Genomic DNA, 26,479 nt, shown 5'->3' on the forward strand with positions numbered 1-26,479 from the left:
TTCCAGCGCCGCATACTGGCTTTTGACGCGGAAAAAACAGGATTGCGGCAAAAATTCCCCCCAAACAAAAAGGAATGTTTTTTGCATAATCAGATTGGGAAAAATTTTCCCCGGCTGATACGCGACACAGGGAGGTGCGCTTACAGTATTCGGCATCGCCCGCAGGGGATTGCAGGCAATGCCGACAATGTCCGCAAGGACTGGGAGACAGTATGAGCGTCAGTGCGTTATCATCATCCTCTTCCTCCTATTGGGAGAAGATGCTTGCGCAGATGAAAGGCTCCAGCGAAACACAATCGCAGGACAATCTGTCAGGCAAGCTTTTCGGGGATCTGGATTCAGACGGGAATGGCCTGCTGAGTCTTGATGAAACAGGGCTCAGCGGCGAACTCTACAACAAACTTGATACAGATGGCGATGGAGCCGTTTCGCAGACTGAACTGCAAAAAGCCATCGAAACCCAACGCAACGCCATGTTCACCAGCATGCAGATGGGGCAGAGCCAGGCCGCGCAAACGGCTGCGTCAACCCAGCCCACTGCCAAGGATCTGCTTTCCGCCATTATGAGCGGGCAGGTTCCTGGCGGCATGCAGGGCGCAGGGCGCGGCGGCAAGGGTGACGACCTTGCGTCCAAACTCTTTTCTTCGCTGGACAGTGACGGCAGCGGCGGCCTGAGCGCCAAGGAAACGGGCCTCAGCCAGTCCGTGTTTGACTCCATGGACACCGATCAGGATGGCTCCGTTTCTGCCGATGAACTGTCGGCAGCGCTGAAAAAGCAGCGCGAAGCCATGAACAACAACTCCCAGAATCCGCAAAACCAGTCCAGCGAGCAGAACTCCTCGGGCGAAATGGACGCAAAAACCCTGCTGTCCTCCATCATGAACGGCCAGGTGCCCCCGCCGCCTCCCACGCAGGGGCAGTCTGCCTCGTCTGGTCAGAACGGATCATCCCACGTGGCGTCCAAACTCTTCTCGAGCCTGGACAGCGATGGCAGTGACGGCCTGAGCGTTGACGAGACAGGTCTCAGCCAGTCAGTGTTCGACTCTATGGATGTGAACCAGGACGGCTCCGTTTCTGCTGACGAGCTTGCTACCGCGCTTGAAAAGCAACGTGCAGCAATGGGAACGGACCAGACCAGCACAAGCCGAACCGCCATGGCCCGCAGTTTTCTGTCAGCCATTGCCAACAGCGCCTACCAGAGCGTGAGCCAGACCACCGCCGCTGCCCAGAGCGTGGAAGCAGTGGCCTGACCCCCACCAGAAACAACGACTCCTCCACAGGGGAGGCGCTCATACATTATGCCCACAAACACCAGCCCGGCTGCGCAAAACAGCAGGGCTGGTGTTTTATATGGCGCGGCGACTGCACGGTAATTCCAGCCCTGCCCATTATGATAAAACTGCTCGCCATTTTTTGCACAGCAAGGCAGACATTGCCGCCGCCGAGCTTCCGCAAATGAACAAAAAACCCGCGCCAATCAAGAAAAATCATAAATGCGTAAGCATATGAAAATAATAACTTTCACAATCTAATTATGAAAAAAAGTTAGTAGCTCAAAAAAGCACCACAGATAACATGCTGTTTTATAATGGTTAATTTTAAGAATAAAACAAAACAAGGGGCAATTATACCACTTGTGAAATTAGTGGGATTATATTGACATAAACGACATAAAGAAATAAAAAATAAGCCGCAACAATTAACTCTTGTATAATAGCATCTAGACCAGAGGATTATATGAACACATTTGAAAAGCTTAGTGAAACGTTGATGCGTGAGCTGCGCCTCATTCATGCACCCGTTGCAATCAAATATTTCTACGACCAGAAGGAGCTGGATTCCTTCAAGGAAACTCAGCCCCACTACTCCCCCATGAAGCCGCTGACCTTCTGCCAGAGCGAAGTCGGCGCGCGCATGGAAGGTATTACAGTCATTGTGGAACGCGACAAGATGGGCTGTACCAATGCTAGCTTTGTGTTCGGCTGGAAAGAGCTGGACGAACCCGAAATCAAAAGCCACCTCAAGTACTGCGCCGATGCCGACCATGCCCGCAAGGTGCTTGAAGCCAAGCCGCATGTTCCGGCCAATCTGCTGGCCATAGCCGTGAGCCCGCTTGCGGCAGCTACCACCCAGCCCGATGTGGTGCACTTTGTGTGCGATACCATGCAGGCCTACCACATCATTGGCGACTGGATGGCAACCCAGCGCATCGACAATTTCCACCCGTCCATGAGCGTCAACTCTGCCGTCTGCTCCGGCAATGTCTACACGCTGAACACCAAGCAGGCGAACCTGTACCTCGCTTGCAGCGGCAGCTACAATTCCGGCAAGACGGAGCGGGGCGAAATCAACGTATCCATCCCCGGCGAGCACATGGAAGCTCTGGTGAAGCGCCTTGAAGACCGCGTCACCAACAAGGGCGGCGCGTCCATCACCCGCCTTGGCGAACCCTTCCCCGGCGCAGCCGTGTGCAAGAACTGCCCTCTCATTGTTTTCAAGAAAGAACGCGACGCCTAAGAGGGCTTTCGCATACCGGCATATAACAACAGCCGGGCTGCCTTGTGCAGCCCGGCTGTTGTGCTATGAGCACGGGGAGAATTTACCCACTGAACATAAAAATTCTATGCAATCGCAGCAGGATCCTTACCAAAGGGCAAGTACGTGGCGGGCATGTCATCCTTGAGGTTCACCCCGGTCAATTGCCGTGCAAAGGCCCCCTGTACCAGATAGCACAGTTTGCGCACGCCTTCTTCAATGCTCAGTCCCGCAGGCCGCACATTTGAAATACAGTTCCGCGCTTCATCGGTGCAACCGGGAAAGGGCGCATAGGTCAGGTAAACTCCCAGAGAATTGGGCGAACTCAACCCCGGCCGTTCACCAATAAGAATCACCACCAGCCTTGCCTTCATGAGCGAAGCAACTTCGTCCGCCACGGCAACCCGCCCAAACGCCACCAGAGCCACGGGAGTTGCGCTATAGCCGGCATCTGCCGCGCTGGCCAGAAAAAGCCGGGCAAAGGGAGCCGCGTTTTCATGCACAGCCCGGGCCGAAAGCCCATCGCTGATAACAAGGCAAATGTCCGCCCCCTGATTGTCAGCTCCTGCGTACTGGCTTGCAAGCAGCTCGCGCGAGGCTTCCGAAAGCCGCCGCCCCTTGTCGGGCCTTGCCAGAAAATCCTCCCTGCTTGCAGCAGCGCTTGCAAGCTCAAGGCAGCGCAACCCTGCACTTTCAATATCTGAACGCACGCCGGCCCTGTCAAAAGGCGTCAGCACGGCATCGCGCGCTCTGGCATGCGCCAGCCGAAACCGCAGCCACTCCGTCTGCGGCAGGCTGACGCCGCAACGCCCAAGGGCAATGCGGGCATCCGTATAGCGTTTCAGATCGGCCCACGGGTCTTCCAAAACTGTTGCCGCTGATGCTGGCAAATACTCCTGCTTCATGCCGTTCATGGCAACATCCTTTAGGAGAGATCAAGTCTGCTCTGCACGGATTTTTGGGAAATCCGCACCGCAAAATACTCTATGTGGCCTGTCTGACGCGCTGCTCAAGCCCGCGCAACGCGCCGGCCGGTGGCAGCAATGCACCGGCATCATCGTGAATGCCCATGCTTTCAAGCCACGCCTCAAACTCCGGTGCAGGCCGCTTGCCCAGCAGCTTGCGCAGATAGGCCGCATCGTGGAACGAGGTGGATTGATAATTGAGCATGATGTCGTCCGCACCAGGAATACCCATGATAAAATTGCAACCAGCCGCGCCCAGCAAGGTCAGCAGTGCATCCATGTCGTCCTGATCGGCATCGGCATGGTTGGTGTAACAGATGTCCACCCCCATAGGCAGACCCAGCAGTTTGCCGCAGCAATGGTCTTCCAGCCCGGCGCGGATAATCTGCTTGCCATTGAACAGATACTCCGGCCCGATAAATCCAACCACGGTATTCACCAGCAATGGACGGAACCTGCGGGCCACGGCGTAGGCGCGGCATTCCAGAGTTTGCTGATCGACCCCGAAATTGGCGTTGGCAGAGAGGGCGCTGCCCTGCCCTGTTTCAAAGTACATCACATCATCACCCACGGTGCCGCGCCCAAGTTCAAGCGTTGCCTGCCACGCTTCTTCCAGCAGGGAAAGGTCTATGCCAAAACTGGCATTGGCCTTTTCTGTTCCTGCTATGGACTGAAAGCACAGATCCAGCGGCACCCCCCTGCGGATAAGCTCCACGGCATTGGTTACGTGGGTCAGCACGCAGCTTTGGGTGGGTATTTCATAGCGCGCAATGAGCTCGTCCAGCAGGCACAGGAGCCTTGCGATGTTTTCCAGACTGTCGGAAGCCGGATTGATGCCGATAACCGCATCGCCGGAGCCGTAATACAGCCCGTCAATGGTTGATGCCAGAATTCCCCGCGCATCGTCCGTGGGGTGGTTTGGTTGCAGGCGGACAGAAAAGTGCCCCGGTAATCCTATGGTATTGCGAAAGCGCGTTACCACGCTGCATTTGGACGCCACCAGTATGAGATCCTGCAACCGCATGAGTTTGCTGGCGGCTGCGGCCATTTCCGGCGTGATGCCCGCCGTCAGCGCCGCAAGGCTTTCTGCATTGGCTGCATCGGTCAGCAGCCAGTCGCGGAACTGCCCCACGGTAAAGGAACTTATGGGCGCAAAGGCCGCAGCATCGTGGCTGTCAAGGATAAGGCGGGTGATCTCGTCCTTTTCATAAGGCACCACCTCCTCGTTCAGGAAGCGTTTGAGGGGCACATCGGCCAGCACCATCTGGGCGCGCACGCGTTCCTCGTCGTTGGCGGCGGCCACCCCGGCCAGCACGTCGCCCGATCTGAGGGGCGACGCCTTGGCCAGGATTTCGCGCAGGGTGCTGTGGGCATTCATGCTGTCCGCCTCTGCTACAGGAATGTTCTGGGCAGGAACATGGCAATATCAGGGAAGAGCATAACCAGCACCAGCCCCACCAGCATTATTATGACCATTGGCACAATGGAGGCGTAGATGTCGTTCAGCGTGACTCCCTTTGGAGCCATGGCCTTCATCAAAAAGAGGTTGTACCCGAATGGCGGCGTCATATAGGCGATCTGACAGGTGATGGTGTAGAGCACGCCATACCAGATGGGGTCAAAACCCAGCGCCTTGACCAGCGGAATATACAGCGGGGCCACAATGATCAGCATGGCCGTATCGTCAAGAAACATGCCCATGAAAAGATACGAAAGCTGCATGACGATAAGCACGCCCCAGGGGCTGAGGTTCCAGCCGTCGATGAAGAGCTTCTTGATGGCATGCACTGCGCCAAGGCCGTCAAAAACAGAGCTGAAACACAGGGCAGCCATGATGATCCACATGAACATGCAGCTCACGCTGAGGGTCTGCACCAGAACCACGCGCATCACCCTGGCCGTAAGCCGCCCCTTGACCAGGGCGGCGATGGTCGCCACCAGAGCGCCCACGGCGGAGCTTTCCACCAGGCTGGTGATGCCGGTCATGAACGCGCCGGTCACAGAAAAAATAATGGCAAGCGGCAGCAGGCCAGCCCAGAGGCTCTTCCACTTTTCCGCCGAGGTGATGGATTCGCGTTCTTCCTTGGGCAGCGCAGGGCCCATGGCGGGATTGAGCTTGCAGCGGATGACAATGTAGCCAATGAGTATCACCGCAAACATGAGGGCGGGGCCGATGCCAGCCATCCAGAGACTGCTGACAGGCTGACGGGCGATCATACCGTAGAGCACCATAACAACGCTTGGCGGCATCATGATGCCCAGCGAGCTGCCTGCCTGAATAACGCCCGAAACCATGCGCTTGTCATATCCGCGCTTGAGCATTTCCGGCATGGCGATGGTTGCGCCGATGGCCATGCCCGCAACGCTCAGGCCGTTCATGGCGGAAATGGCCACCATCAGAATGACCGTGCCGATGGCAAGGCCGCCGGGCAAGGGCCCCATCCAGACGTGGAACATTCGGTAAAGATCGTTGGCGATGCCCGATTCCGAGAGCATGTAGCCCATGTAGATGAACAGGGGCAGCGTGATCATGGGGAACCACTTCATCAGCGTGATGCTGGCGTTGAACGCCATCTGCGAACCGCCGGTACCCCACAGAAAGAGGGCCGCGATGGCTCCGGTGAAGCCGATGGCTGCAAACACCCGCTGTCCGGTGAGCATGAGCATGCCCATGGATGCGAAGAGCATCAGGGCAATGCCCTCATGAGAAAGAGTGAACGTAAGATCGAACATGTCCTCGCGTCCTTTACGGCGCTCGCATACGCCGGAGCTGGAAAATGAAAATTGGGGCGTTACCGCGAGCCACCCAGCGCTTGCGCCGGGGCAAGAACCTGCGTCGAAGCAACCGGATCAGCCACAACACCAACAAGCTGAGGCTCCGCTTCTGGTTCCACATAACCGCTTTCTACAATAAGACGTTCGGGTACTTCCTCGCCAAGCAGCAGGCCGCGCGAGCGCGCCAGCGCCTTGAAAAATTCCGAAAAGGCCTGCAACAGCGTAAGAAAAATACCAATGCCCATGATGATTTTGACGGGGGCCAAAGCCGGGGCCCAGGCAGAATTGTTGTGCTGATCAAACTCTATGGAGTACCACGTGCTTGAAACACAACCGTAGAACAGCAACGCAAGGTACGCGACCAGAAAAACAGACGTGATCACATCCATCTTTGCCTGCTTTCTCCACTTCCAGCGGCCATAAAACACATCCATGCGCACGTGCGAATTGGTAAGCAGGGCAAAACCGCCGCCAAGTATGTAGTAGACCACCATGGTGAACTGGGCCATTTCCACGCCCCAGATAACCGGCGCATCAAAGCAGTAACGGGATATGGCCGAATAGAGCAAAATGCCCATCATGACGAACACAAGATAAAGAACCCCCCGCCCCACCAGGCGGTTAACCGCATCCACATATTTGACAAACAGCTTGATCCAGTTTGGCATGACGCTCTCCTCCCAAACCTTTATTCCGCAAATTTCCCGCCGCTCGTTTTGACTGGGGCAGGCTTTGATGCGCCGCCGCCGGGTGTTTCTGACGGCGGCACATCGGGCAGACGGAAGGTTCTGCCCCCACAGGGTTTGCAATCAATAACGGTACGGACGGCCCGCAACAGCCATTTCGGCATTGTACTTTTTGAGGATATCCACAACCTTGGCGCAGCGCGGGCTTTTCTTGGCTGTTTCGTCCCAGAACTTGTGGGCGGCCTCTTCAACAGTGCCCCATTCAGCATCGGGAATGGAGGTCAGTTCCATCTTGCCGCCGGTGGCGCGGTAGTGGGCCTCGCCCCACCAGTACCAGTGCTGGCGAAAATAGTTGGAGCTGTCGCAGGTGAGCTTGAACAGCGTCTTGAGGTGTTCCGGCACTTCAGCCCACTTTTTGCTGTTGGCAAAGTACGAACCGATCCACGCGCCGCAGATGTTGTTGGTGAGGTAATACTTGCACTGCTCTGCCCAGCCGGAGGTGTAGTCTTCTGTAATGCCCGACCAGCACACGCCGTCCAGCTCGCCGGTTTGCAGGGCCACCTGAATGTCTTCCCAGGGCAGGGTAACAGGCACCACGCCAAACTGGCTCATGAACTTGCCGCCCGTGGGGAAGGAGAACACGCGCTTGCCTTTGAGGTCGGCAAGGCTGCGGATAGGCTTGGTGGTGGCAAAGTTGCAGGGATCCCATGAGCCTGCGCCAAGCCATTCAACGCCCTTGATCTCGCCGTAGGCTTCTTTCCAGATGTCGTTCAGGCCCCAGTGTTCAAAAAGAGCGGGCACATCAAGCGAATAGCGGGTGGCAAAGGGAAAATACGCGCCAAAGATGGCCACATCGGCAGGGGAAGACATGGAGTCTTCGTCACACTGCACGGCATCTATGGTACCGTTCTGCACAGCGCGGAAAAGCTCGCTGGTGGGAACCAGCTGGTCGGAGGTGTAAAGTTCGATGACCATTTCGCCATTGGCGGCCTTGTTGAAGGCGTCGATCTGCGGCTTGATGACAAACTCGGCAAGCGCCGCGCCTGCATAGGTCTGCATGCGCCACTTGATGGGAGCCTTGGCGGCCTTTGCCTCAGTGGCCCCCATAATGCCAGTTGTAGCAGCAACCGCCGCCGTGGCGCCCATACCCGCTGTCTTCAAAAACTCACGCCTCTCCATACTAACCTCCTCAAAACAAAAACTGTTTATTCACCGCAAGCGCCTACGCCTCAAAAATGCACTTAACTCAGGCTACTGCCCTAGCCTTGCACTCATGAAATGGCACTAAGCAAATTGCGAGCCAGAGGATGGTGAGGCGAAATTTTTTTTGATAATATATTAAAATATATTAATTTTATGTTTTTATTCAGCACATTTTTACATTCAGAGCGAAGAATACCGGCCCATATTCTGAAACAATTTTGTAATGATTAGCACATTTTTGTTAATCAACATTTTACACAAAAACACACTAATACAATGAAACACCAAGGCATCCACATAAAAACAGGGGCATGCGCCCTTATTGGCAATACAATTTTGAAAAAATCTCATTGCCTGACGCGCAAGGGGGCACTTGCCCCAGCGGACGGCACCGCCCAGTCCACTGCGGTTCTGGCCCGCTGAAAGCATTGGGGAGACAAGCCACGCGGCCTGATGGAGATTTGCCGGGCATTCATGGTCTTGCATCCTTTGGACGCAAGCCATCAATAATGCCCGGCCCCAGCAATTTTGCCCCTTTCATCAGCTACGACAATAAAACGCACAAATGCACAAAAATGCATATTGCAGACACAGAAAAAAGCTATATGCTAACCAGAATGTCAGCGCATATCTAACAAGGTTGAAACACATGCTGCGCGAAACCCGCCTGCACCGCATACTTGCCCTCATAGCAGTCAACGGCCATATCAGCACAGAGCGGCTCATCAAGGAGCTGGGAATTTCCCGGGAAACTGCCCGCAGGGATATTATCGAGCTGGAAAACCAGGGCGCGGCAAGGCGTGTGCACGGCGGGCTTGTGGCACTGGATTCCTCTACTTCCGAACCGTCTCTCAAAGAGCGTAGAACCCGGCTGGAACGGGAAAAACGCGCCATTGCCCGCGCCACGGTGCTGCAACTGCAACAGGGGCAAACGGTTTTTATGGACGCAGGCACCACAACAACGGCTCTGGCCGAGGAACTCTGCACCATGCCTGGGCTTACCATTGTTACCAACAGCCTGCGCGCGGCCATTATTTTGAGTGAAAGGGATGAAGATAAAAAAAACGACAGTACAGTGGTGCTGGTGGGAGGCCGCATTCTTGCCGGCCGGGAGCAGACCTGCGGCGAGGGTGTGATTGAAGAAATTCAGCGCTGGCGGGCAGATATGGCGATTCTTTCGCCTGTGGGGCTGGATGCACACCACGGGGCAAGCAGTTTTTTGCCGGAAGAAGCCGCCGTGGCGCGCTGCATGGCCCAGCGCGCCAGCAGGCTGTGCATACTCGCCGATCACACAAAGCTTGGCGTTATCAGCCGGATAAACTACGCCTCACCTCGCGAAATTTCCATGCTCATTACCGATGCCGCAGCTTCAGATTTGCCATGTCTGAAGGAGCTGAAAGAAATTTTGCCAAAAGTCATTCTGGCCTGAGCATCTGTTTTTACCATCCGCCGCGCGCCGCAATACTGCTTTGAAGCAGCCGTTTGCGAGGCATGAAAGGCGATGCTGGTTATAATCGCGCAGCTCCCCCCCCCGGCAGCCGATGGAACAAACTGGCACCCATACCCAACGCAGGGGGGAATATGGCACTTCAGCAAAATGACTCGCTCAGCGATCAGGCCGTGACGCAACTGGCACGGCAGGCGTTGCAGCAATACCCCCCGGAAATGCAGGGAAGCCTGCACCTGCTCTGCCGTTCAGAAAACGCCACATTTCTTGTCCAGACCAGCAACAGCCGTTATGCCCTGCGTGTGCACCGCGAAAATTATCACTCGCATATCAATATAATGGGCGAGCTGATGTGGCTGGATGCCTTGCAGCAAGATACCGGCATCGTCACGCCAAAGGCCCTGCCCAGCATGGGGGGGCAAAGGGTGCTGACCCTGCACCTCCCAGATGGATCGCACAGAAATATCGTTCTTTTTCAGTGGATTGACGGCGAGATGCCAACCGTGCACCTAGACCCGCGCGCCTTTCGGCAGCTTGGCGAGGTCGCGGCGCGCCTCCACCAGCATAGCCGCCAATGGCAAAAACCGGCAGGCTTCCAGCGCATTGTCTGGAACCACGAAAGCATGGTTGGCCCGCGCGCCCATTGGGGGGATTGGCGGGCAAGCCCCGGCCTGCCACGCGAGGACTCCCTGCTTCTGGAAGCGGCCTTGAACTGTATTGGCGAAAAACTGCGCGCCTACGGCCAGTCTGCCCGGCGTTATGGCCTGATCCATGCTGATCTGCGCCTTACCAATCTGCTGCTGCACAAGGATGGTACGCGCGTCATTGATTTTGACGATTGCGGCATGGGCTGGTTTGTTCACGACATTGCCGCGGCCATGAGCTTTGAAGAACACTGCCCGCAGGCCCCCCGCTGGCTGGAAAACTGGCTTCAGGGATATGAGCAGGTCAGCCATCTGGACGCTCAGGATGAAGCCATGATCCCGCATATGATCATGCAGCGGCGTATCCAGATGACAGCATGGATGGCCACGCACGCCAATACCGAGACCGCCCGAAACCTCGGCGCGCACTGGCTTGAACACACGGTGCGCCTGTGCAGACGCTACCTTGAGGGAGGCATGCCCTTGGGCGCGGTATAAGCATGCCTGGGAATATGTTGGCACACAACAAACAAGCCCCTTCGCCTTAAGGCGGAGGGGCTTGTTTTATACTGATTACAAATCCCGCCTCGCGGGTTTTGCACTGGCTAGATAAAGAACAGCCAGGTCAACAGTGCGAACAGGGGCACCAGAATGCCTACCGACCATGCCATGTAGCCAAAGAAGCTGGGCATACGCACGCCATCGCTTTCTGCAATGGAGCGGACCATGAAGTTGGGCGCGTTGCCAATGTAGCTGTTGGCGCCCATGAACACGGCACCCGCTGATATGGCGGCAAGGGTGGCGGGCATATCGTGCATAAGGTGCTGCGCGTCACCGCCGGCGGTGTTGAAAAATACCAGATAGGTCGGCGCATTATCCAGAAAACTGGAGAGGATGCCCGTGAGCCAGAAATACATGGAATTTACCGGCTGCCCATCGTGCGAAACAAGGTGAATCAGGGAAGCAAGCGCACCGTCAGCACCTGCGCGCAAAATGGCAATGGCGGGAATCATACTGATAAAAATGCCAAAGAACAGCTTGGCAACTTCCTCAATGGGGCCCCAGGAAAAACCATTGAGTTCACGGCAGCGCCTGCTCGTAAACTTGAGCGAAAGCCCGGCCAGGCACAGCAGCGCCACATCGCGCAGCAGGTTCTGCCCTTCGACCGACACGCCGAAGACCGAAACCAGTTCGCCCAGAGGGTAGAGGCCAGAAAGCAGCACGGCCACAACAACGCCCAGAAGAAACAGCAGGTTGATCTTGCCGTCAAGGCCGAGCTTTTCTTCTGCCGCGCCAGCCGGGGCCTCAGGCTTGGGGCTGCCTTCTTTCTTGAACAGCACCGTATCAAGGACAAAGAAGATACCCAGCAAAACTGCCGACATAAGGCTTGTTTTCATCAACAGGTTGGTTGTGGTCCAGAAGAAATCCACACCCTTCAGAAAACCCAGAAACAGCGGCGGATCGCCCAGAGGCGTGAGCGAGCCGCCAATATTGGCCACAAGAAAAATAAAAAATACAACTGAGTGAACACGGTATTTGCGGTGCGCGTTAGCCCGAAGCAAGGGGCGGATAAGCAGCATGGCCGCGCCGGTTGTTCCCATCCAGCTGGCCAGCACAGTGCCCACCGCCAGCAGCCCAGTATTGACTGCGGGGGTTCCGACCAGCGAACCGGTAAGCCGCACGCCGCCTGCGATGGTAAAGAGTGTAAACAGCAGCACCAGAAAAGGAACATAATCCAGAAGAATAATGTGCAAAAACTCGTAGAGGGCCACATTGAACCCATAAACCAGAAGACAGGGCGTTAAAAAGGCCAAGCCCCAGAAGGCCGCGATTTTACCAAAGTGTTTTTCCCAAAAATGGGGCAATGCCAAAGGCATTATGGCAATCGAAAGCAGCATGCACACAAAGGGGATTGCCCAAAGGACTGAAAGCTGCGCACCAGGGATATTGGGATGTCCCTCCCCTGCGAGAACGACACCGGGCACAAGAAGCGCGGCGCACAGGGCGCCGAGCACAGTTAGAAATCTTGCCATATGCACTCCTGAGAAGATAAGCATTACATACCATAGGATATTGGGGGTCTCTATACCAAACCTCCCCAAAAAATACAATCAATACATATACACCATGCCAAGTACAATTATAAATCACAACAACGCAACGATAATTGTCGCATTATTGCATCTAACAAAGTGATATATGTTGTAATTATGCACCATGATTCAAAGCATGAAGGCGGTCTGCCGCACAGATGCAACAGACCGCCTTTATATTCATATTTTTGAATGAAGTAGTAATTTTGCCTATCCCTGCCGCATCTCATTGACCAGTAGCTCAAGATCCTGCGACTGACGCGCCAACTCTGCCACCGCACTGGCCGCCTCGGCCATGGCGGTGGCGGTCTGTTTGGCCATTTCGTTCACGTTCTCGATCGACAGGTTGATTTCGTCACTGGCGGCAGATTGCTCCTCGCTTGCAGTGGCAATGGCATTGACCTGATCTGCCATACCCAGAACAGTTTCCAGTATTTCATTGAGAGCCAGCCCGGACTGGCTGGCATATCCCGTTGCCTGATTAACCTGCTCAAGCGCGTTATCCGTTGAGGCCATGCTCTTTGAAGTGCTCTCCTGTATGGCATTTATGGCATTACCCACATCATGGGTTGAGGCCATGGTTTTCTCTGCCAGTTTACGCACCTCGTCGGCGACCACGGCAAATCCACGCCCGGCATCGCCAGCACGGGCGGCTTCGATGGCGGCATTGAGCGCCAGAAGATTTGTCTGGTCCGCAATATCTGAAATTACGCCCATAATCTGGCTGATGGCCTGGGCGTGCGTGTTCAGTTGCAGCATATCCTGCTTGAGTTCCTGCGACACGCTCTGCACTTGGCCGATGCTGACAAGCGATTTTTGCACAATGTCGGCCCCGGCTTCAGCCTTGTCCTTTGTATCGGTGGATGCCACAGAGGCCTGACCGGCATTGCGGGCCACCTCCTGCACGGTGGCGTTCATCTGGTTCATGGCCGTGGCCGCTTCCGCAAGCCTTTGCGCAGCATGCCCGGCCCCCTTGCCTGCCTGTTCGATCTGGGCAGAAAGCTGTGTGGAAGCCGAGCTGACAATCTGCACGACTTTTTCCAGTTTGCCTGCGGCACGCATCATTGCTTCCGTCTTCTGCTGCGCCTCATCCTTGGCCGCATTGGCGCTTTCCATGGCTTCGTGCGCCTGACGCGACTGCTCCCTGGCGTTTTCTGATTCGCGCCGGGCTTTTTCTATATGGCCTTTCAAGGCCTCCACCATGGCGATAATTGATCCATACACGCCAATTCTGGCGTGGCCATCGTCAACATTAAAATCCCCATCCACCACACGATGCGCAACCACCAGCAGTTCCCCCGGGTCTCTGCCAAGCTGTCGGTTTGTTTCACGCGCAATAACCATGGCCGATGCAGCAGCAAGCACAATGGCAAAGAGGGTCAAGCCGATGCCCATAGCGTTGCTAGTGGCGTACAGACTATCCCCATTAAGGCCACGGGCGTGGGCGTTGTCGTGTGAAACCTTTACCAAACTGTCTATGGATCTGGAGAGGGCTTCGTATTCAGCATGGGATTTACCCGTAAGCAGGGCCAAGGCATCATCTACCCTGCCATCGTGTCGCAGCCCCAACACGTCTTTGGAAATATCCAGATATTTTTTCAGATCACGTTCAATATCGATCACGCATTGTTTGGCATTGCCAGAAATACAAAGGTCTCCAATCTGACGTACTTCACGCTCAAACTTTTTGCGAACTTCATCGAGTCTATCTTTTAGCGCCGAGGATTTTTGCATATCATTTTCAATGAGGTAGCGAAATTCCATAATTCTGTATTCTGCAGTATCCGTATTAATTTCACCCGCAAGCTCTGAAACTGGCACATTGCGATGCGCCAGTACAGAGGTGATGTTGTTGAGTTCTGCCATTTGCCAGAGCATGTATCCGGCTAATAGAGCCATCAAAACACCCAGCATCCCCATCCCGAAAGAAATTTTTGTTACAAGCTTCATTGTTTTCTACTCGGCGCTGAAGTTAAAATCACACGATGGAGATCATGAGCGTCACACCGCCATCAAATATAGCCTATCGGCTATAACGCTACCTGCATTATGCCCGCTTGTGATTTTTTTCAACACTTCTGGAATAAAATAAAAATATAAAATTTCAGTATGATATGAAATTTAAAATTTTGTTGCAGTAATAAATAGCTATCTAACATCTCTCAAAACAGTAGAATCGATTACCAATTTTAATAGCAACATAGTAAACAAATACACAAATAAAAATAAATTTATCTGTTGCTATTTTAGATTAATATAGCAGTATCAAATATACACTTTTATAATATCACATTCGCAAAGAATATGCCTTGACTGCCAGCTCAACCCTGATCTGAAAATTGACACAGACATTGAGCACACACCCAAATTCCAATTTCAGTTTTCTGTAAAAAATTAACACACTATCACTTTTCAAGCCACGCACTCCTTGGAAGCGACTGAAGCAAAAGCATGGAGGGCGTCCTCACAGGCACAGCCCTGCTCTTGCATTCAAAGGACATAAAAAAAGCCGGAGCGTTTCCACTCCGGCCTGTTCTTAAAAGTGAAGGCGTCTACGATTTTTTCAGTTTATCCACTATACTGCTGAGGTCTCCAGCCATTTCAGCAAGCTGCTGAATGGCTGTTGCAGATTCAGCCTGCCCACGTGTGGTGTCTGTGGTCAGACGGGAAACTTCATCAAGACTGCGGCTGATTTCTTCCGAAGCGGATGACTGTTCTTCTGCCGCTGTTGCTATGGATTGCGCCTGGTCGGCATTTTCTTTGGCAAGCACCAGGATGGCATCCAGAACTTCACCGGATTTGTGCGACAGGGAGGTTGTTTCCTCCACCACAAGGCTGGCCTTGTCCATGGAAGAGATGCTCTGCCTGGCGGCGGTTTGCATACCGGAGATATTCTCGCCCACCTGCTTGGTGGCGCCTATGGTCTTTTCTGCCAGCTTGCGCACTTCATCTGCCACCACGGCAAAACCACGGCCAGCCTCGCCAGCCCGCGCCGCCTCAATGGCTGCATTGAGTGCCAACAGGTTGGTCTGGTCAGCGATATCGTTGATGACGTCCATGATAGCGCCAATGCTGTCGGCCTGTTTGCCAAGGGCTGTCAGGTCAACCTTCATGGCCTGCGTCTGTTCATGCACATGATTTACCGAGTTAATGACCTGCCGAACCAGAGTCGCGCCCTGCCCAGCCTCCTGCTGCGTTTTGACAGCATTGGAAGCAGCCTGACCGGAATTGCGCGCCACCTCAACAATGGAGGCGGACATCTGCTCCATCCCGGCAGAGGTATCCGTCATGCGTTGCCGCTGAATTTCCGCAGCATTGGATATCTGCTCGGACTGCGCCGCCAGCTCTTCCGTGCTGGAGGCAATGCGCGCCACAACGCCTTCAATCTGGCTGGCAGCCTGCAAAATACCGCGCTGGGTGGCCAGTTCCGCTTCTTTGCGGGCTTCCTCCGCCTCGGCAACCGCTTTTTGCGCACGCTCGGCTTCGGAGAGGGCGTGCCGTTCCTTTTCTTCTGTCGTGCGGATCATGTCTTTCAGCCGCGCAACCATGTTGCGCAGGGCATCGGCAAGTGTCCCCACTTCGTCCTTGCTCTTGATATCGAGGGTTTCATCAAGATTCCCCTCGGCAACCGCTGCGGCAAAAATAACGCCCTTGCCCAACGGCTTGAAAATCAGCATGGATACCAGAAAATGCACCATCAGGGCAGATAGCACCAGGGCGATAATTGCGGTTATGGCACTGGAGTGCAGATTGGCGGTTGAGTCACGCTGAATTTCCTCCAGCGGCTTGTACGTCCACACTTTCCAGCCAAGACCCGGAATAATATATAGGCTCCCCTCAAACACCCTGTCTTTGCTGGTGAACTGGATGCGGCTGTTCTGCTGCAACCCGCTGTATTTTTTCATATCAGGGATAACTTCCCACAGGCTTTTGCCAATGCGCTTGTCATCCCGGTTGGCCATGATGTAGCCATCGGCCCGCGTAAGAAAAATGTTGTCGAACTCAAGAACATGATTGGTAAAATTGGTTATGTCCGTCAGGCCAAGGTTGATGCAGAGCGTACCCGCCATCTTGCCGTTATCTATCAAAGGCACGCCCACAGCCATAACTGTTGCGCCGATAGACGAGGTATAAGGGGTTGTTACAACCCTCTTCTCACCATTAAACATCCGCACAAACCACTCGCGGCCAAGGGTCTTGGCGTTGAAATTCTTGATCATGCCCTTATCATTATGCGTTTCGCCGCTGTCAAAAGCATAATAGGCTTCAACAAGGTTCACCTGCTTGAGCAGTTGTATCAAAACATTACGTTTATATTCATAAAGTTCATCCGGGGAAGCGCCCACAGGATTCGTCAGCATGCGCGAGCTAAGCTCAAGCACATTGAAATACACATCCATCTTTTCCGACACAGCCTTGCCCACTGCCTGGGACATGGTGTCAAGCTGCTCCATTTCAGAGTCGTATGACGAGGCACAGAAACTCCGGTACGAGCTGTAGGCCATCGCGATGATGACCAGCGAAAAGAATGCGACTACGCTTAGGAGGATTTTGTTTTTTGCACTCATTGCCACGTCACGTTCTCCTTATTGAGCATCAACTTATTTTCAACAAAACACTGCAATAGTATCGAATGCTCGCTAAAATTCTTTAGAGTCAACCCGGAAACACTATATAATTTTTTTGTTCAGTCAATGCTGTTGCAAAAACACAGCAAAAATATCTTCATATGTTGTAATTTTGCAACATAGTGTTGCAAAAATGCAACGAAAAACAATATACGATCATCACGTCCTGTCTTCACAAAATAGCTCTTTTCTACATGCATAATTAAAATATTTAATACAATACCCCCAACATTATCGTATCAGAAATAGATATGGGATCAGGATCGTTATCAACGGCAGAAGAAATAATGATGGATGAGAAAAGACATCAGCTATTCATGGCAAGGATTCATGCTACTTGTGCGCTGCGCGGCACTTTTATATGGTGCGGTGCTGGCATGCCGCAGCGCAATCAATAAAGCCTTGCAGACAGGATGCGGAAATGAGCGTGAGCGTACTTTGGGGATTATTTATTTCTGCATTTGTGGCAGCATCGATCTTTCCTGCGCAGTCAGAACTTTTTCTGGCAGGAGCGCTGGCAAAGGATTACGCGCCGCTGTGGGCAATGATCGCCGCCGCCAGCCTCGGCAACACACTGGGTTCTGCCACCAACTGGCTGCTCGGACGGTTCTTTATCCATTATCAGGATCGTTCGTGGTTTCCCATAAAGCGCAACAGCCTTGCCAGGGCCGAAGCTTGGTATGGCAAGTACGGGCGCTGGTCGCTGCTTTTAAGCTGGATGCCTGTTGTGGGCGACCCCATCACGCTCGTAGCGGGGATTCTACGCGAACCCTTCCCCTCATTCATCGCCATTGTGGCTGTGGCAAAAACTCTCCGCTATATCATGGTTGCGCTGATTACCTTGCAGTTCACCTGATGATGAAGAATAGCGGCTTGAAGCAGGCCGAGCTAAACAGAATCGCTGTGCCAACGCGTGGCCAATCAGTGCCAACCACCCCGCGATCATGTAAAACAGACAGGTAGGTGACTGGCGGGCAACCAAACAGATATTTTGCCCCAAAAACAAAAAGGATGTCACATGAAAAACCATGTAACATCCTGATTTATTTATGGCGCGCCCGAGAGGAATCGAACCCCTGACCAAGAACTTAGAAGGTTCCTGCTCTATCCAACTGAGCTACGGGCGCACATGACAAGGGCGCAGTGCCCTGCCGTGTGGCGGCCAATATATTGATAGCGCCCCACTGCGTCAAGCGTTCCCGCGCATTCAGGCATACATGCCCATGAGGCGGTGTTTACCCGATGGCTCACGTTTTTACGCAAGCATCGGGCAAGATTTGCGCGGATTTTGCCTGTGCACGCCCGCTGACAGACAGCGCGCTTTGCGCTACCATATCTAAATGAGCAACACGTTCAGCACTCCCGCAGATATCCAGCGCCATCTGGCCAGCCTGGGGCTTTTTCATATGGATATGGGCCTGGGCCGCATGCGCCGGGCTTTGGCCGCCCTTGATCTGGCTCGCCCGCCCTTTGTGGTGGCTCAGGTGCTCGGCACCAACGGCAAGGGATCAACATCGTCATTTCTGGCTTCCCTTGCCCTTGCTCACGGCTGTCGGGTGGGCCTCTACACCTCGCCGCACTTTGTCAGCCCCACAGAGCGCATCCGCATTGGCGGGCCAAATGATGCCACCTGCGCCCCCTGGCCTGTGGATGACTGGATTGAGCCAGCCAACCAGGTCATGGCTGCCGCGCCCGATCTGACCTACTTTGAATTTCTTACGGTGCTGGCCCTGCTGGGTTTTGCCCGCAAGGGCGTGGAGCTGGCAGTGCTTGAAGCTGGCCTTGGCGGCAAACACGACGCCACAACCGCCGTCGCCGCCGACCTCATGTGCTATGCGCCCATTGCCCTTGACCACAAGGACATCCTGGGCCCCACCCTTGCCGACATTGCGGCAGACAAGGCCGCAGCCATACGCAGTGCAGCGCCCGTATGCAGTGTTGCGCAGTTTCCCGAAGCCGCAAAAATTCTTGAGCGCGCGGCCCGCAGCCACAATGCGCCCTTCATCAGGGCTTGTCCGGTTTCCGCTGATACCCGCCTTGGCCTCAGCGGCCCTCACCAGCGCGCCAACGCAGGTTTGGCCCTCACGGCATGGCGCGAGCTTGCCCCCATGCTGGGCAAGAGCGCGGACGACACGAAGGCCCAGGCTCAAGGGCTGGCGCAAGCCTTTATGCCGGGCCGCTTGCAACGGGTTCCGGGTACGGATCAGTACCCTCCCCTGCTGCTTGACGGCGCCCATAATCCGCACGGCATGGCCGCGCTGATCAAGGCCCTGCGCGCCGAAGGCCTGCAACCCGCCGGAGCGGTATTTTCCTGCCTTGCAGACAAAGACTGGCTGCCCGCCGCCCAGATGCTCAAGCACTATCTGGGCGAAGCCCCCATGTTTGTGGTCACGCTTGGCAACCACCGGGCCGCAGCGGCGCAAGACATAGCCGCTGCCTGCAACGCCCTGCCCCCGGCCACGGCGCAGGCCTTGCCCCAAGGCCCTCAAGGCTTGGCAAAGGCGCTTGAACTGGCGCGCGCTCTGCCCGCCGCCACCGAAGCCCGCCCAGTGCTCATGACGGGTTCGCTGTACCTGCTTTCAGAATTTTTTACGCAGCACCCCCAATGGCTGCTGCAACCGCAGCTCCAGTAGGCGCAGGCAAGCCCGCCGCTGGCCCGGCTGACGACGCTGCATGGCAGACAAAGCCCAAGCCGCCGTGCTCGCGCATTTTTTATTTTTTGCGGTAACCGCAGTATAAAGGACGCCCATGCAAAATCTTTTTCGCGCCATTCCCGCCGTAGACGCCAGCATTGCCGCACTGCACCGCGCGGATGCCGCACTGGGCGACAGCCAGCAAACGCCGCACGCGCTGCTACGCGATCTTGTGGCCGCCTATTGGGACATTCGTCGGGATGACATCCGCGCCGGGCGCTGCACCGCCCCCGAAGACCTGCACCTTGAACGCCAGTTGCCAGGCCTGCTGGCCTTTGTGCAGCGCGGTCTGCGCCCCCGGTTCCGGTCGGCGCTCAACGCCACGGGCGTTGTGGTACATACCAACATGGGGCGCTCCGTACTTGCCGAAGAAGCCCGAGAGGCCGTGCTGCGGGCAGCTACCGGTTACTGCAATCTGGAACTGAATCTCGCCACAGGCGGCCGGGGCAGCCGTCACGCGCTGGTGGAAGAACTCATCTGCCGCGTCACCGGGGCCGAAGCTGCCCTTGTGGTCAACAACAATGCCGCCGCCGTGCTGCTGGTGCTCGACACCTTCTGCAAGGGCGGCGAGGTTATAGTCTCGCGCGGCGAACTGGTGGAAATAGGCGGCAGCTTCCGTATTCCTGAAGTGATGGAAAAAAGCGGGGCCACCCTGCGCGAGGTGGGGGCCACCAACCGCACGCATCTGCGCGACTACCGCGCCGCCATCAACGAGAATACCCGCGCCCTCATGCGCGTGCACACGTCCAACTACCGGATTGTGGGCTTTCATGCCGCCGTGGCCCTGCCCGAGCTGGCGGAACTGGCGCGCGAGCACAACCTGCCGCTTATTGAAGACCTCGGCAGCGGCAGCCTTATGGATTTTTCTGCCTGCGGCCTGCCCAACGAGCCAACCGTGCCTGAAGTGCTCTCGCAGGGCGCGGATATCGCAACTTTTTCGGGTGACAAAGTTCTTGGCGGCCCTCAGGCCGGCATCATCACCGGGCGCAAGAGCATGGTGGAAAAACTCAAGAGCAATCCGCTCACGCGGGCGCTGCGCTGCGACAAGCTGTGCCTCTCCGCTCTTGAGGCCACCCTGCGCCTGTACCTTGACCCGGAAAAAGCCCGCAAGAGCGTGCCTACCCTGCGCATGATAACCTGCCCGCCCGATGAACTGGCCAGGGCAGCGCGCAATCTGGCAAAACGGTTGCGCAAGGGGCTTAATGCAGAAAGTACCCTGTGCGAGGTAGGCTTGCGGGAGGATGTGTCGCGCGTGGGCGGGGGCGCGTTTCCGCAGTACGACCTGCCCACCACCCTGGTGCGACTCAGACCCACGGCATGCAGCCCCACGGCCCTCAAGGCGGCCCTGCTTGAAACGGTTCCCCCGCTCATCGGGCGGCTGGAAGACGATGCCTTCTGCATTGACCCGCGCACACTTGATGTCAAAGAATACCCCGAGGTACTGCGCGTACTGCGTCAGGCGCTGAACGCTGCAATCCCTCAACAGGCATAATACGCGAAACATAAAGCGTGAGATAAAAGGAACAGCATCATGGAAAAAAATCTTGCCTACAAGCCCAAAAGCATCTGGGACAACGCCGACGCCAAAACCCGCAAGGAAATGGAAGCTCTGGCCCAGCGCTATATCGACTTTATCACCCACTGCAAGACCGAGCGCGAAACCGTGGAATACGTGCGCCAGCGCCTTGCCGAGCATGGGTATGCGGAAGATTTCAGCGGCGGCCGCGTTATGCGGTCCCTGCGCGGCAAGGCCATCTTTGCGGCCCGCAAGGGTGCGCTGCCCCTGAGTCAGGGGCTTTCGCTGCTGGCTGCACACGCCGATACCCCGCGCCTTGATTTCAAGCAGCGCCCCCTTATTGAGCAGCCCGGCGTTGCCCAGGCCAAGACCCACTACTACGGCGGTATCCGCAAATATCAGTGGCTTGCGCGCCCCCTGGCCCTGCACGGCGTTATCGTGCGTGAAAACGGCGAAACCCTCACGGTGACCATTGGCGAAAAACCCGGCGAGCCAGTGTTCTGCATTGCCGACCTTTTGCCCCACCTTGCCCAGAAGCAGGTTACGCAGCCTGTCAGCGAAGCCTTTGAGGCCGAAAAACTCAATATCATTCTGGCCCACAGCACGCCCAAGGCTGGCAAATCCAGCAAGGACGATGCACCCAAAGACCCCATCAAAACCCAGTTGCTTGAACTGCTGCACAAAAAATACGGCATCTGCGAAGAAGACTTCATCACTGCCGAGCTTCAGGCTGTGCCCGCTGGCCCGGCCCGCTTTGTGGGCTTTGACAAGGCCATGATCGGCGGCTACGGGCAGGACGACCGCATCTGCGTGTTTACCGCGCTGGAGGCCCTGCTTGAGGCCGAAGCCACAGGCCGCAGCATGGCTGTTATTTTCTGGGACAAAGAAGAAATCGGCTCGGACGGCGCATCTGGCGCAGCTTCGCGCTTTATGCAGTATTGCGTGGAAGACCTCGCCCGTGCGTGGGAAAAGGATGTTCAGCCCTCGCATGTGCTGCTTGAAACCCGCGCCCTTTCTGCCGACGTTTCCGCAGCGCTGGATCCAGATTATCAGGATGTGCACGAAAAACAGAACGCCGCCCTGCTGGGCTACGGCCCGGTGTTTTCCAAGTTTACCGGCTCGCGCGGCAAGTACGGCGCCAGCGAGGCCGACGCCGAATTTTTCGGCGCGCTGCGCGGGCTTTTCAACGGCAAGGGCATTGCATGGCAGAGTGCGGAGCTTGGCAAGGTAGACCTTGGCGGCGGCGGCACCGTGGCCCTGTTCCTTGCGGCCTACGGCATGCAGGTTATTGACCTCGGCCCTGCCATTTTGTCCATGCACAGCCCCTTTGAACTGGCAAGCAGCGCTGACCTCTTCGCCACCAAGCAGGCATTCCGCGCATTTCTGGAAGCCCAGCTATAGCCGGGCAGGCCTGGGCAGCGGGCATCTGGGCAACAGATGCTTCCCGCCCCGGCTGCATAAAGCTACGTAGATAACAGACTGCCCTTGCAGGCTGGCGAAAAAATCAGCCAGCCCGCAAGGGCAGTCCATGTATGGCGCTTGGGAATGCGCTCTATTTTTTATGCAGGCTGCGCAGCGCTCTTTTGCAGATGCGCGCGGTCGCCTTGCCCGGATTTTGCGCAAGCCAGACGTCGCAGAGCGCGCTCACCCACTGCGGTTGCGATTTTGCGGCGTCATTGAGCCAGTTGCCCACGCTGTCCTGCACATAGGTGGAGGGGTCGGCCTGCAAGGGTTCAAGAACAGGCAAGCCCAGAGCAGGATTCTCCTTGAGGATATTCAGATGGGCGCACCACACGCCGCGCGGGCGGGTGCTTTCACTGGCAAAACGGCGCACCCTTTCCGAGGGGTCGGCGGTCCAGCCTGCGAGGTGGCGCAGGGCGTGTTCCGGCTGCTTTGCCAGATGAGGCCGCACTGCCATCCATACCCATTCACGCACGCCAAAATGCGCATCATCCGCAAAGGGGCGCACGGCTTCCAGCAGATTTTCCAGCGGCTCCGCCGGAGAATGCAGGGCATGCTCGTGCGCCAGAGCATAACATATCCAGCCCCGGACAGTATCCGACCTGTGCGCAGCAAGCCTTGCCAATCCCTGCGCGCCCACGGCCCGGTACACCAGCTCGCCAGCCAGCAGCATGCGCTTTGAAATCCCAAGGGGTGCGGCAGCACGCATTTCATCCAGCAACGCGGCATCAGCCTGCGGCAAGGCCGCAGCCATGAGGGCGGCAAAATCCACCGCCAAGCCCTCTGCCAGATTTTTTGAAGCGTCCTGCCCGCTGTTGAGCTGGGCCAGACGCGTGGAAGGTATGGTCATGGCACTCCCGGCGACACCAATGCTCAAGGTATGCAAAGACCTGCGTCAAACTGGCGCAGGTCTTTGCAGATCAAAATTATTGCCGCAACAGCCAAAGGTATGATGCAACCCTGTTGCCCAAGCCGCATGCGGGCATGAAGACAACTGCCTTTGCTGAAACATGCGGGTGGGCTTCAATCTGGGGCAGGCTCTGCCCCGTTCTGCAAAACCATCGCCCAGCGGACGCGGCAGATTCACCAGCCTACGCGCTGCGCCCCATACCCTCAGCCCGCGAAACCAGCTTGCCAATGTCCGAAACAATATGTTGCAGCGGGCACTTGTCGGGCGTTCTTGCATAAATGCTGCACACTGCCCCACGGTCTTCGTCATAGGGGAGCAAAAACTTCGGGCCAACGCCTTTCTGCACCCATTCGGGATTGATGCCTTTTTTCTTCAGCAGACTGAGCAGCCACTTGGACGGGATGGCCAGCCGCTTTTTGGAATCAGAAATACATGATTGCGAAACATCAAAAAACTGCGCAAGTTCCTGTTGGGTTCTGCATTGGGTGACATTCTTGATGCGATCCATAATGGCCATATACTCAAATACCTTTCCACTCATTGGAAGAGCCTCCTCTGTACGCTATAGGCGTGCAAAATGCCCGGAATTATCAACGTGTTGAAACGAAGGAACCGGGTGCGGCGAGCGGATGCTCAGATGCGCGTTTATTGTGCTGGCCAGGATGTGGCAAACCCATAAAAACGGACGCGAGGATGCTTTTCTGAAAGGGAGCGGTCTGGACAGTGGAACAGGCCAACGGATTGCTGCACAAAGAACAGTGCAACAGCCGGGAGAACTGACATAGACTCCGTGCAGCCATCACAGTTGCCTAAAAAGCCGTGACAATACGCCAACGCTTCGTAGCCCTGCAGGTCGCAACCGGGTTGGTGAGGCAGAAATAAAATTCCAGCCCCAAGGGGGAGAGTAGGGGGAACCCGCAAGCGGCTCCCGTACACATTGAGACAAACCAGCGAAACAAAATTATCGCAACTCTGGAGTGGCTGTCAGTGTACGCTTAAAGAAATACCCACAACATGAGATAAGTCAAGGAGTTTAATTATCAGGTATGCGTGTTTTTGGCCGCTTATGGGGCTGAAATGTCCGTTTGTCAGGCAAGCCTGCGTGTAAAATTAATAAGATATGAAAGAATAATATCTGATAATAGAATAATAAAAATATGCGGTTTCAAAAAAACCGTGCAGACCAGAAAGGCCGAAGCGGGTTTCAATCGCTCCGGCCTCATATGCTTCTGAATTTTCAACCAAATCCGTCAGCATTGCTGCTGGCGGCAAAAGATATATTCGCCAGCCCTAACGCGCCAGCAGCACCCAGGCAGGCCCTTTGGCGTCCAGATGGCTTGCCACATAGTTGGCGCGCTGGTCGCCGCCGCAAAAGATATCTATGCGGTTACGCTTGATGGCCCCGCCCACGTCCTGTGCAAAGCCGATGCCGCGCAGGGGCATCTTGCCCTTGGTTTCATCCGGTATATTGACGCCGTAGGCCACAATGGAGCCGAGCGGGATAAACCCGCGATCCGTTGCAAGCGTCAGCCAGTCGTCCACCTGATAGCCCATGGCCCCGGTGGGGCCACGCATGCCGTATTTAAAGAAGACATAGCTCGGGTTATCATTGAGAATTTCGCGCACGCGGTCGGGATTGTTTTTGAACCACTCGCGCTGTTCAAAAATATCGCCGCGCCTGAGCAGGCCTTTTTCGCGCATGATGCGACCAGAGCTTTTGTATTTGTGCCCGTTCTGGCCCGCGTAGTTGACATAGGCCTGAGTGCCATCGTCAAAAATCAGGCGACCAGAACCCTGAATTTCAAGAAAAAATACGTCAACGGGGTCTGCGGCCCAGGCCAGTTCCAGCCCCTTGCCCGCGAGCACCTGCTTTTCTTCGATGGTGCGGCGGTCATAGTACTGCCCACGCTTGGCAACGACCTTGTTCAGATCCGGGGGCAGGCCATAGATGGCCTGGGTGTACCCCGGTTTGCGTGTGCGGCTGGCGGGGACGGCAGGCTCGTAGTAACCAGAATAGTTGATGCCGCCCGTCACTTCCGCCCAGCGGAAGTTTGCCAGCAGCAGTTCCGGTTCCTTGTCCAGCCGGGGCAAAAGTTCCTGCAAACGTTCAAGCGTACGCGACAGATCGCCCCACGTCACGGTCAGGCCGGGGCGCTGCACAGCGATGGCGTCCTTGGGCTTGCTGTTGACGTAACGCAGCGACTTACGCACACTGGGGGCCATATCCTTCCAGCTTGTCAGATCCTGACTGGCAGGAAGAAGATTGCTCACAAAAAATTCCGGGCTTTCAAACCCTACCGGCGGCAAGGTTCTTTCCACCACTGGCGGCGGGGCCTGCTTGGCGCAGGCAAACAAAGCCATTGTGACCGCCAGCAGCAGCAACAGGCGCAACATGCCGCCTGCACGGTTTGCAAATCCGCTGCAACAACGCCCGGAAAACGCGTAACAAGGAGCCGTTTCGTGCATGACCAATTTCCCACCCCTGATATTTGGATGCCGCACCGCGTGTCGTATGGTGAAACAGACACGATGGGCGTACTTTATTATGCGGAATATCTGCATCTTTTCGAGCGGGCACGCAGCGAGTACATTCGCCGTTGCGGCATGAGCTATGCGGAAGTTGAAAAGAAAGGCCTTATCCTGCCTGTGCGCGAGGCCCAGTGCCGTTACCGCTCATCCGCCCGCTATGATGATCTTGTACTTGTGCGCGCTGGCATAGCCGAATGGGCGCGCGCATCCCTGCGCTTTGTATATGAGATACTGAACGAGGACAAGACGAGACTTCTGGCCACGGGCATGACCCAGCACGCGCTGGTCAATCACGAAGGTCGCCCCGTTCCTGTGCCGGACTGGTTCCGTAATCTCACCTTTACGGAGTAACCGCCAGCTTCCTCCCCTGCCTGCGATGATGCCGCGTTATTCC

Annotated in this window: 20 protein-coding genes and 1 tRNA gene; 9 read left to right on the forward strand and 12 right to left on the reverse strand. The window is 55.8% G+C overall.

The window, feature by feature from the left end:
- Positions 1-212 precede the first annotated feature (212 nt).
- A complete protein-coding gene (locus ACUZ9Q_RS10205; RefSeq protein WP_233483127.1) occupies positions 213-1,250 on the forward strand; it encodes an EF-hand domain-containing protein in 1,038 nt (345 codons plus the stop codon).
- Between the two features lie 487 nt (positions 1,251-1,737).
- Positions 1,738-2,517, forward strand: coding sequence for a DUF169 domain-containing protein (locus ACUZ9Q_RS10210; RefSeq protein ID WP_192112836.1), 780 nt, complete (start codon positions 1,738-1,740; stop codon positions 2,515-2,517).
- 104 nt (positions 2,518-2,621) lie between these two features.
- Here the strand turns inward: ACUZ9Q_RS10210 and eutC are convergent, their stop codons facing one another.
- From eutC to ACUZ9Q_RS10235, 5 genes are all read right to left on the reverse strand, one after another.
- Positions 2,622-3,449, reverse strand: coding sequence for an ethanolamine ammonia-lyase subunit EutC (gene eutC, locus ACUZ9Q_RS10215; RefSeq protein WP_233483128.1), 828 nt, complete (start codon positions 3,447-3,449; stop codon positions 2,622-2,624).
- A gap of 70 nt (positions 3,450-3,519) precedes the next feature.
- The gene (locus ACUZ9Q_RS10220) at positions 3,520-4,878 is read right to left on the reverse strand and encodes an ethanolamine ammonia-lyase subunit EutB (protein WP_192112834.1); all 1,359 of its coding nucleotides are present in this window, start codon (positions 4,876-4,878) and stop codon (positions 3,520-3,522) included.
- A 14-nt stretch (positions 4,879-4,892) separates the two neighbouring features.
- Positions 4,893-6,233, reverse strand: a complete 1,341-nt coding sequence (locus tag ACUZ9Q_RS10225) for a TRAP transporter large permease (RefSeq protein WP_192112833.1) — start codon at positions 6,231-6,233, stop codon at positions 4,893-4,895.
- Positions 6,234-6,292: 59 nt separating this feature from the next.
- Positions 6,293-6,943, reverse strand: coding sequence for a TRAP transporter small permease subunit (locus ACUZ9Q_RS10230; RefSeq protein ID WP_192112832.1), 651 nt, complete (start codon positions 6,941-6,943; stop codon positions 6,293-6,295).
- Between the two features lie 141 nt (positions 6,944-7,084).
- The gene (locus ACUZ9Q_RS10235; RefSeq protein WP_192112831.1) at positions 7,085-8,140 is read right to left on the reverse strand and encodes a TRAP transporter substrate-binding protein; all 1,056 of its coding nucleotides are present in this window, start codon (positions 8,138-8,140) and stop codon (positions 7,085-7,087) included.
- Positions 8,141-8,813: 673 nt separating this feature from the next.
- Here ACUZ9Q_RS10235 and ACUZ9Q_RS10240 point away from each other — a divergent pair.
- Together ACUZ9Q_RS10240 and ACUZ9Q_RS10245 are read left to right on the forward strand one after the other, a co-directional pair.
- Entirely contained in the window at positions 8,814-9,593 is a 780-nt protein-coding gene (locus ACUZ9Q_RS10240) for a DeoR/GlpR family DNA-binding transcription regulator (protein WP_192112830.1), read from the forward strand.
- Between the two features lie 152 nt (positions 9,594-9,745).
- Positions 9,746-10,753: a phosphotransferase enzyme family protein gene (locus ACUZ9Q_RS10245; protein ID WP_308585315.1), complete on the forward strand. Its 1,008-nt coding sequence runs from the start codon at positions 9,746-9,748 to the stop codon at positions 10,751-10,753.
- A 107-nt stretch (positions 10,754-10,860) separates the two neighbouring features.
- On the opposite strand, the gene ACUZ9Q_RS10250 is transcribed toward ACUZ9Q_RS10245, so the two are convergent.
- The 3 genes from ACUZ9Q_RS10250 to ACUZ9Q_RS10260 all read right to left on the reverse strand — a co-directional run bounded on the left by ACUZ9Q_RS10250 (position 10,861) and on the right by ACUZ9Q_RS10260 (position 16,916).
- A complete protein-coding gene (locus ACUZ9Q_RS10250; protein ID WP_192113961.1) occupies positions 10,861-12,288 on the reverse strand; it encodes a sodium:proton antiporter in 1,428 nt (475 codons plus the stop codon).
- A 270-nt stretch (positions 12,289-12,558) separates the two neighbouring features.
- Positions 12,559-14,298: a HAMP domain-containing methyl-accepting chemotaxis protein gene (locus ACUZ9Q_RS10255; protein ID WP_227118226.1), complete on the reverse strand. Its 1,740-nt coding sequence runs from the start codon at positions 14,296-14,298 to the stop codon at positions 12,559-12,561.
- 602 nt (positions 14,299-14,900) lie between these two features.
- Positions 14,901-16,916: a methyl-accepting chemotaxis protein gene (locus ACUZ9Q_RS10260; RefSeq protein ID WP_308585312.1), complete on the reverse strand. Its 2,016-nt coding sequence runs from the start codon at positions 16,914-16,916 to the stop codon at positions 14,901-14,903.
- Positions 16,917-17,397: 481 nt separating this feature from the next.
- Between ACUZ9Q_RS10260 and ACUZ9Q_RS10265 the strand changes: the two genes are divergently transcribed.
- Positions 17,398-17,832 (forward strand): YqaA family protein, encoded by a 435-nt coding sequence (locus ACUZ9Q_RS10265; RefSeq protein ID WP_449247817.1) that lies wholly within the window; start codon positions 17,398-17,400, stop codon positions 17,830-17,832.
- A 194-nt stretch (positions 17,833-18,026) separates the two neighbouring features.
- Here the strand turns inward: ACUZ9Q_RS10265 and ACUZ9Q_RS10270 are convergent.
- Positions 18,027-18,103: transfer RNA gene (locus ACUZ9Q_RS10270), tRNA-Arg, on the reverse strand.
- Positions 18,104-18,316: 213 nt separating this feature from the next.
- Here ACUZ9Q_RS10270 and ACUZ9Q_RS10275 point away from each other — a divergent pair.
- The 3 genes from ACUZ9Q_RS10275 (at position 18,317) to ACUZ9Q_RS10285 (ending at position 22,586) form a co-directional block, all read left to right on the forward strand.
- The gene (locus ACUZ9Q_RS10275; protein ID WP_449247818.1) at positions 18,317-19,609 is read left to right on the forward strand and encodes a bifunctional folylpolyglutamate synthase/dihydrofolate synthase; all 1,293 of its coding nucleotides are present in this window, start codon (positions 18,317-18,319) and stop codon (positions 19,607-19,609) included.
- Positions 19,610-19,724: 115 nt separating this feature from the next.
- A complete protein-coding gene (gene selA / locus ACUZ9Q_RS10280) occupies positions 19,725-21,161 on the forward strand; it encodes an L-seryl-tRNA(Sec) selenium transferase (RefSeq protein ID WP_449247819.1) in 1,437 nt (478 codons plus the stop codon).
- A 39-nt stretch (positions 21,162-21,200) separates the two neighbouring features.
- Complete coding sequence (locus ACUZ9Q_RS10285; protein WP_449247820.1) at positions 21,201-22,586, forward strand: aminopeptidase; 1,386 nt, start codon at positions 21,201-21,203, stop codon at positions 22,584-22,586.
- 151 nt (positions 22,587-22,737) lie between these two features.
- Here the strand turns inward: ACUZ9Q_RS10285 and ACUZ9Q_RS10290 are convergent, their stop codons facing one another.
- From ACUZ9Q_RS10290 to ACUZ9Q_RS10300, 3 genes are all read right to left on the reverse strand, one after another.
- Entirely contained in the window at positions 22,738-23,496 is a 759-nt protein-coding gene (locus ACUZ9Q_RS10290) for a DNA alkylation repair protein (RefSeq protein WP_449247821.1), read from the reverse strand.
- A gap of 241 nt (positions 23,497-23,737) precedes the next feature.
- The gene (locus ACUZ9Q_RS10295) at positions 23,738-24,097 is read right to left on the reverse strand and encodes a helix-turn-helix domain-containing protein (RefSeq protein ID WP_192113869.1); all 360 of its coding nucleotides are present in this window, start codon (positions 24,095-24,097) and stop codon (positions 23,738-23,740) included.
- A 749-nt stretch (positions 24,098-24,846) separates the two neighbouring features.
- Positions 24,847-25,950: an MltA domain-containing protein gene (locus ACUZ9Q_RS10300; protein WP_233483135.1), complete on the reverse strand. Its 1,104-nt coding sequence runs from the start codon at positions 25,948-25,950 to the stop codon at positions 24,847-24,849.
- Between the two features lie 99 nt (positions 25,951-26,049).
- On the opposite strand from ACUZ9Q_RS10300, the gene ACUZ9Q_RS10305 reads away from it, so the two are divergent.
- A complete protein-coding gene (locus tag ACUZ9Q_RS10305) occupies positions 26,050-26,436 on the forward strand; it encodes an acyl-CoA thioesterase (protein WP_300554241.1) in 387 nt (128 codons plus the stop codon).
- The last annotated feature ends 43 nt before the right edge of the window (positions 26,437-26,479 follow it).

The sequence above is a fragment of the Desulfovibrio desulfopostgatei genome, assembly GCF_053570645.1.

Coding starts and splice junctions, on each gene's coding strand:
- ACUZ9Q_RS10205 (WP_233483127.1), top strand. CDS start 213: ATGAGCGTCAGTGCGTTATCATCATCCTCTTCCTCCTATTGGGAGAAG.
- ACUZ9Q_RS10210 (WP_192112836.1), top strand. CDS start 1,738: ATGAACACATTTGAAAAGCTTAGTGAAACGTTGATGCGTGAGCTGCGC.
- eutC (WP_233483128.1), bottom strand. CDS start 3,449: ATGAACGGCATGAAGCAGGAGTATTTGCCAGCATCAGCGGCAACAGTT.
- ACUZ9Q_RS10220 (WP_192112834.1), bottom strand. CDS start 4,878: ATGAATGCCCACAGCACCCTGCGCGAAATCCTGGCCAAGGCGTCGCCC.
- ACUZ9Q_RS10225 (WP_192112833.1), bottom strand. CDS start 6,233: ATGTTCGATCTTACGTTCACTCTTTCTCATGAGGGCATTGCCCTGATG.
- ACUZ9Q_RS10230 (WP_192112832.1), bottom strand. CDS start 6,943: ATGCCAAACTGGATCAAGCTGTTTGTCAAATATGTGGATGCGGTTAAC.
- ACUZ9Q_RS10235 (WP_192112831.1), bottom strand. CDS start 8,140: ATGGAGAGGCGTGAGTTTTTGAAGACAGCGGGTATGGGCGCCACGGCG.
- ACUZ9Q_RS10240 (WP_192112830.1), top strand. CDS start 8,814: ATGCTGCGCGAAACCCGCCTGCACCGCATACTTGCCCTCATAGCAGTC.
- ACUZ9Q_RS10245 (WP_308585315.1), top strand. CDS start 9,746: ATGGCACTTCAGCAAAATGACTCGCTCAGCGATCAGGCCGTGACGCAA.
- ACUZ9Q_RS10250 (WP_192113961.1), bottom strand. CDS start 12,288: ATGGCAAGATTTCTAACTGTGCTCGGCGCCCTGTGCGCCGCGCTTCTT.
- ACUZ9Q_RS10255 (WP_227118226.1), bottom strand. CDS start 14,298: ATGAAGCTTGTAACAAAAATTTCTTTCGGGATGGGGATGCTGGGTGTT.
- ACUZ9Q_RS10260 (WP_308585312.1), bottom strand. CDS start 16,916: ATGAGTGCAAAAAACAAAATCCTCCTAAGCGTAGTCGCATTCTTTTCG.
- ACUZ9Q_RS10265 (WP_449247817.1), top strand. CDS start 17,398: ATGAGCGTGAGCGTACTTTGGGGATTATTTATTTCTGCATTTGTGGCA.
- ACUZ9Q_RS10275 (WP_449247818.1), top strand. CDS start 18,317: ATGAGCAACACGTTCAGCACTCCCGCAGATATCCAGCGCCATCTGGCC.
- selA (WP_449247819.1), top strand. CDS start 19,725: ATGCAAAATCTTTTTCGCGCCATTCCCGCCGTAGACGCCAGCATTGCC.
- ACUZ9Q_RS10285 (WP_449247820.1), top strand. CDS start 21,201: ATGGAAAAAAATCTTGCCTACAAGCCCAAAAGCATCTGGGACAACGCC.
- ACUZ9Q_RS10290 (WP_449247821.1), bottom strand. CDS start 23,496: ATGACCATACCTTCCACGCGTCTGGCCCAGCTCAACAGCGGGCAGGAC.
- ACUZ9Q_RS10295 (WP_192113869.1), bottom strand. CDS start 24,097: ATGAGTGGAAAGGTATTTGAGTATATGGCCATTATGGATCGCATCAAG.
- ACUZ9Q_RS10300 (WP_233483135.1), bottom strand. CDS start 25,950: ATGTTGCGCCTGTTGCTGCTGCTGGCGGTCACAATGGCTTTGTTTGCC.
- ACUZ9Q_RS10305 (WP_300554241.1), top strand. CDS start 26,050: ATGCCGCACCGCGTGTCGTATGGTGAAACAGACACGATGGGCGTACTT.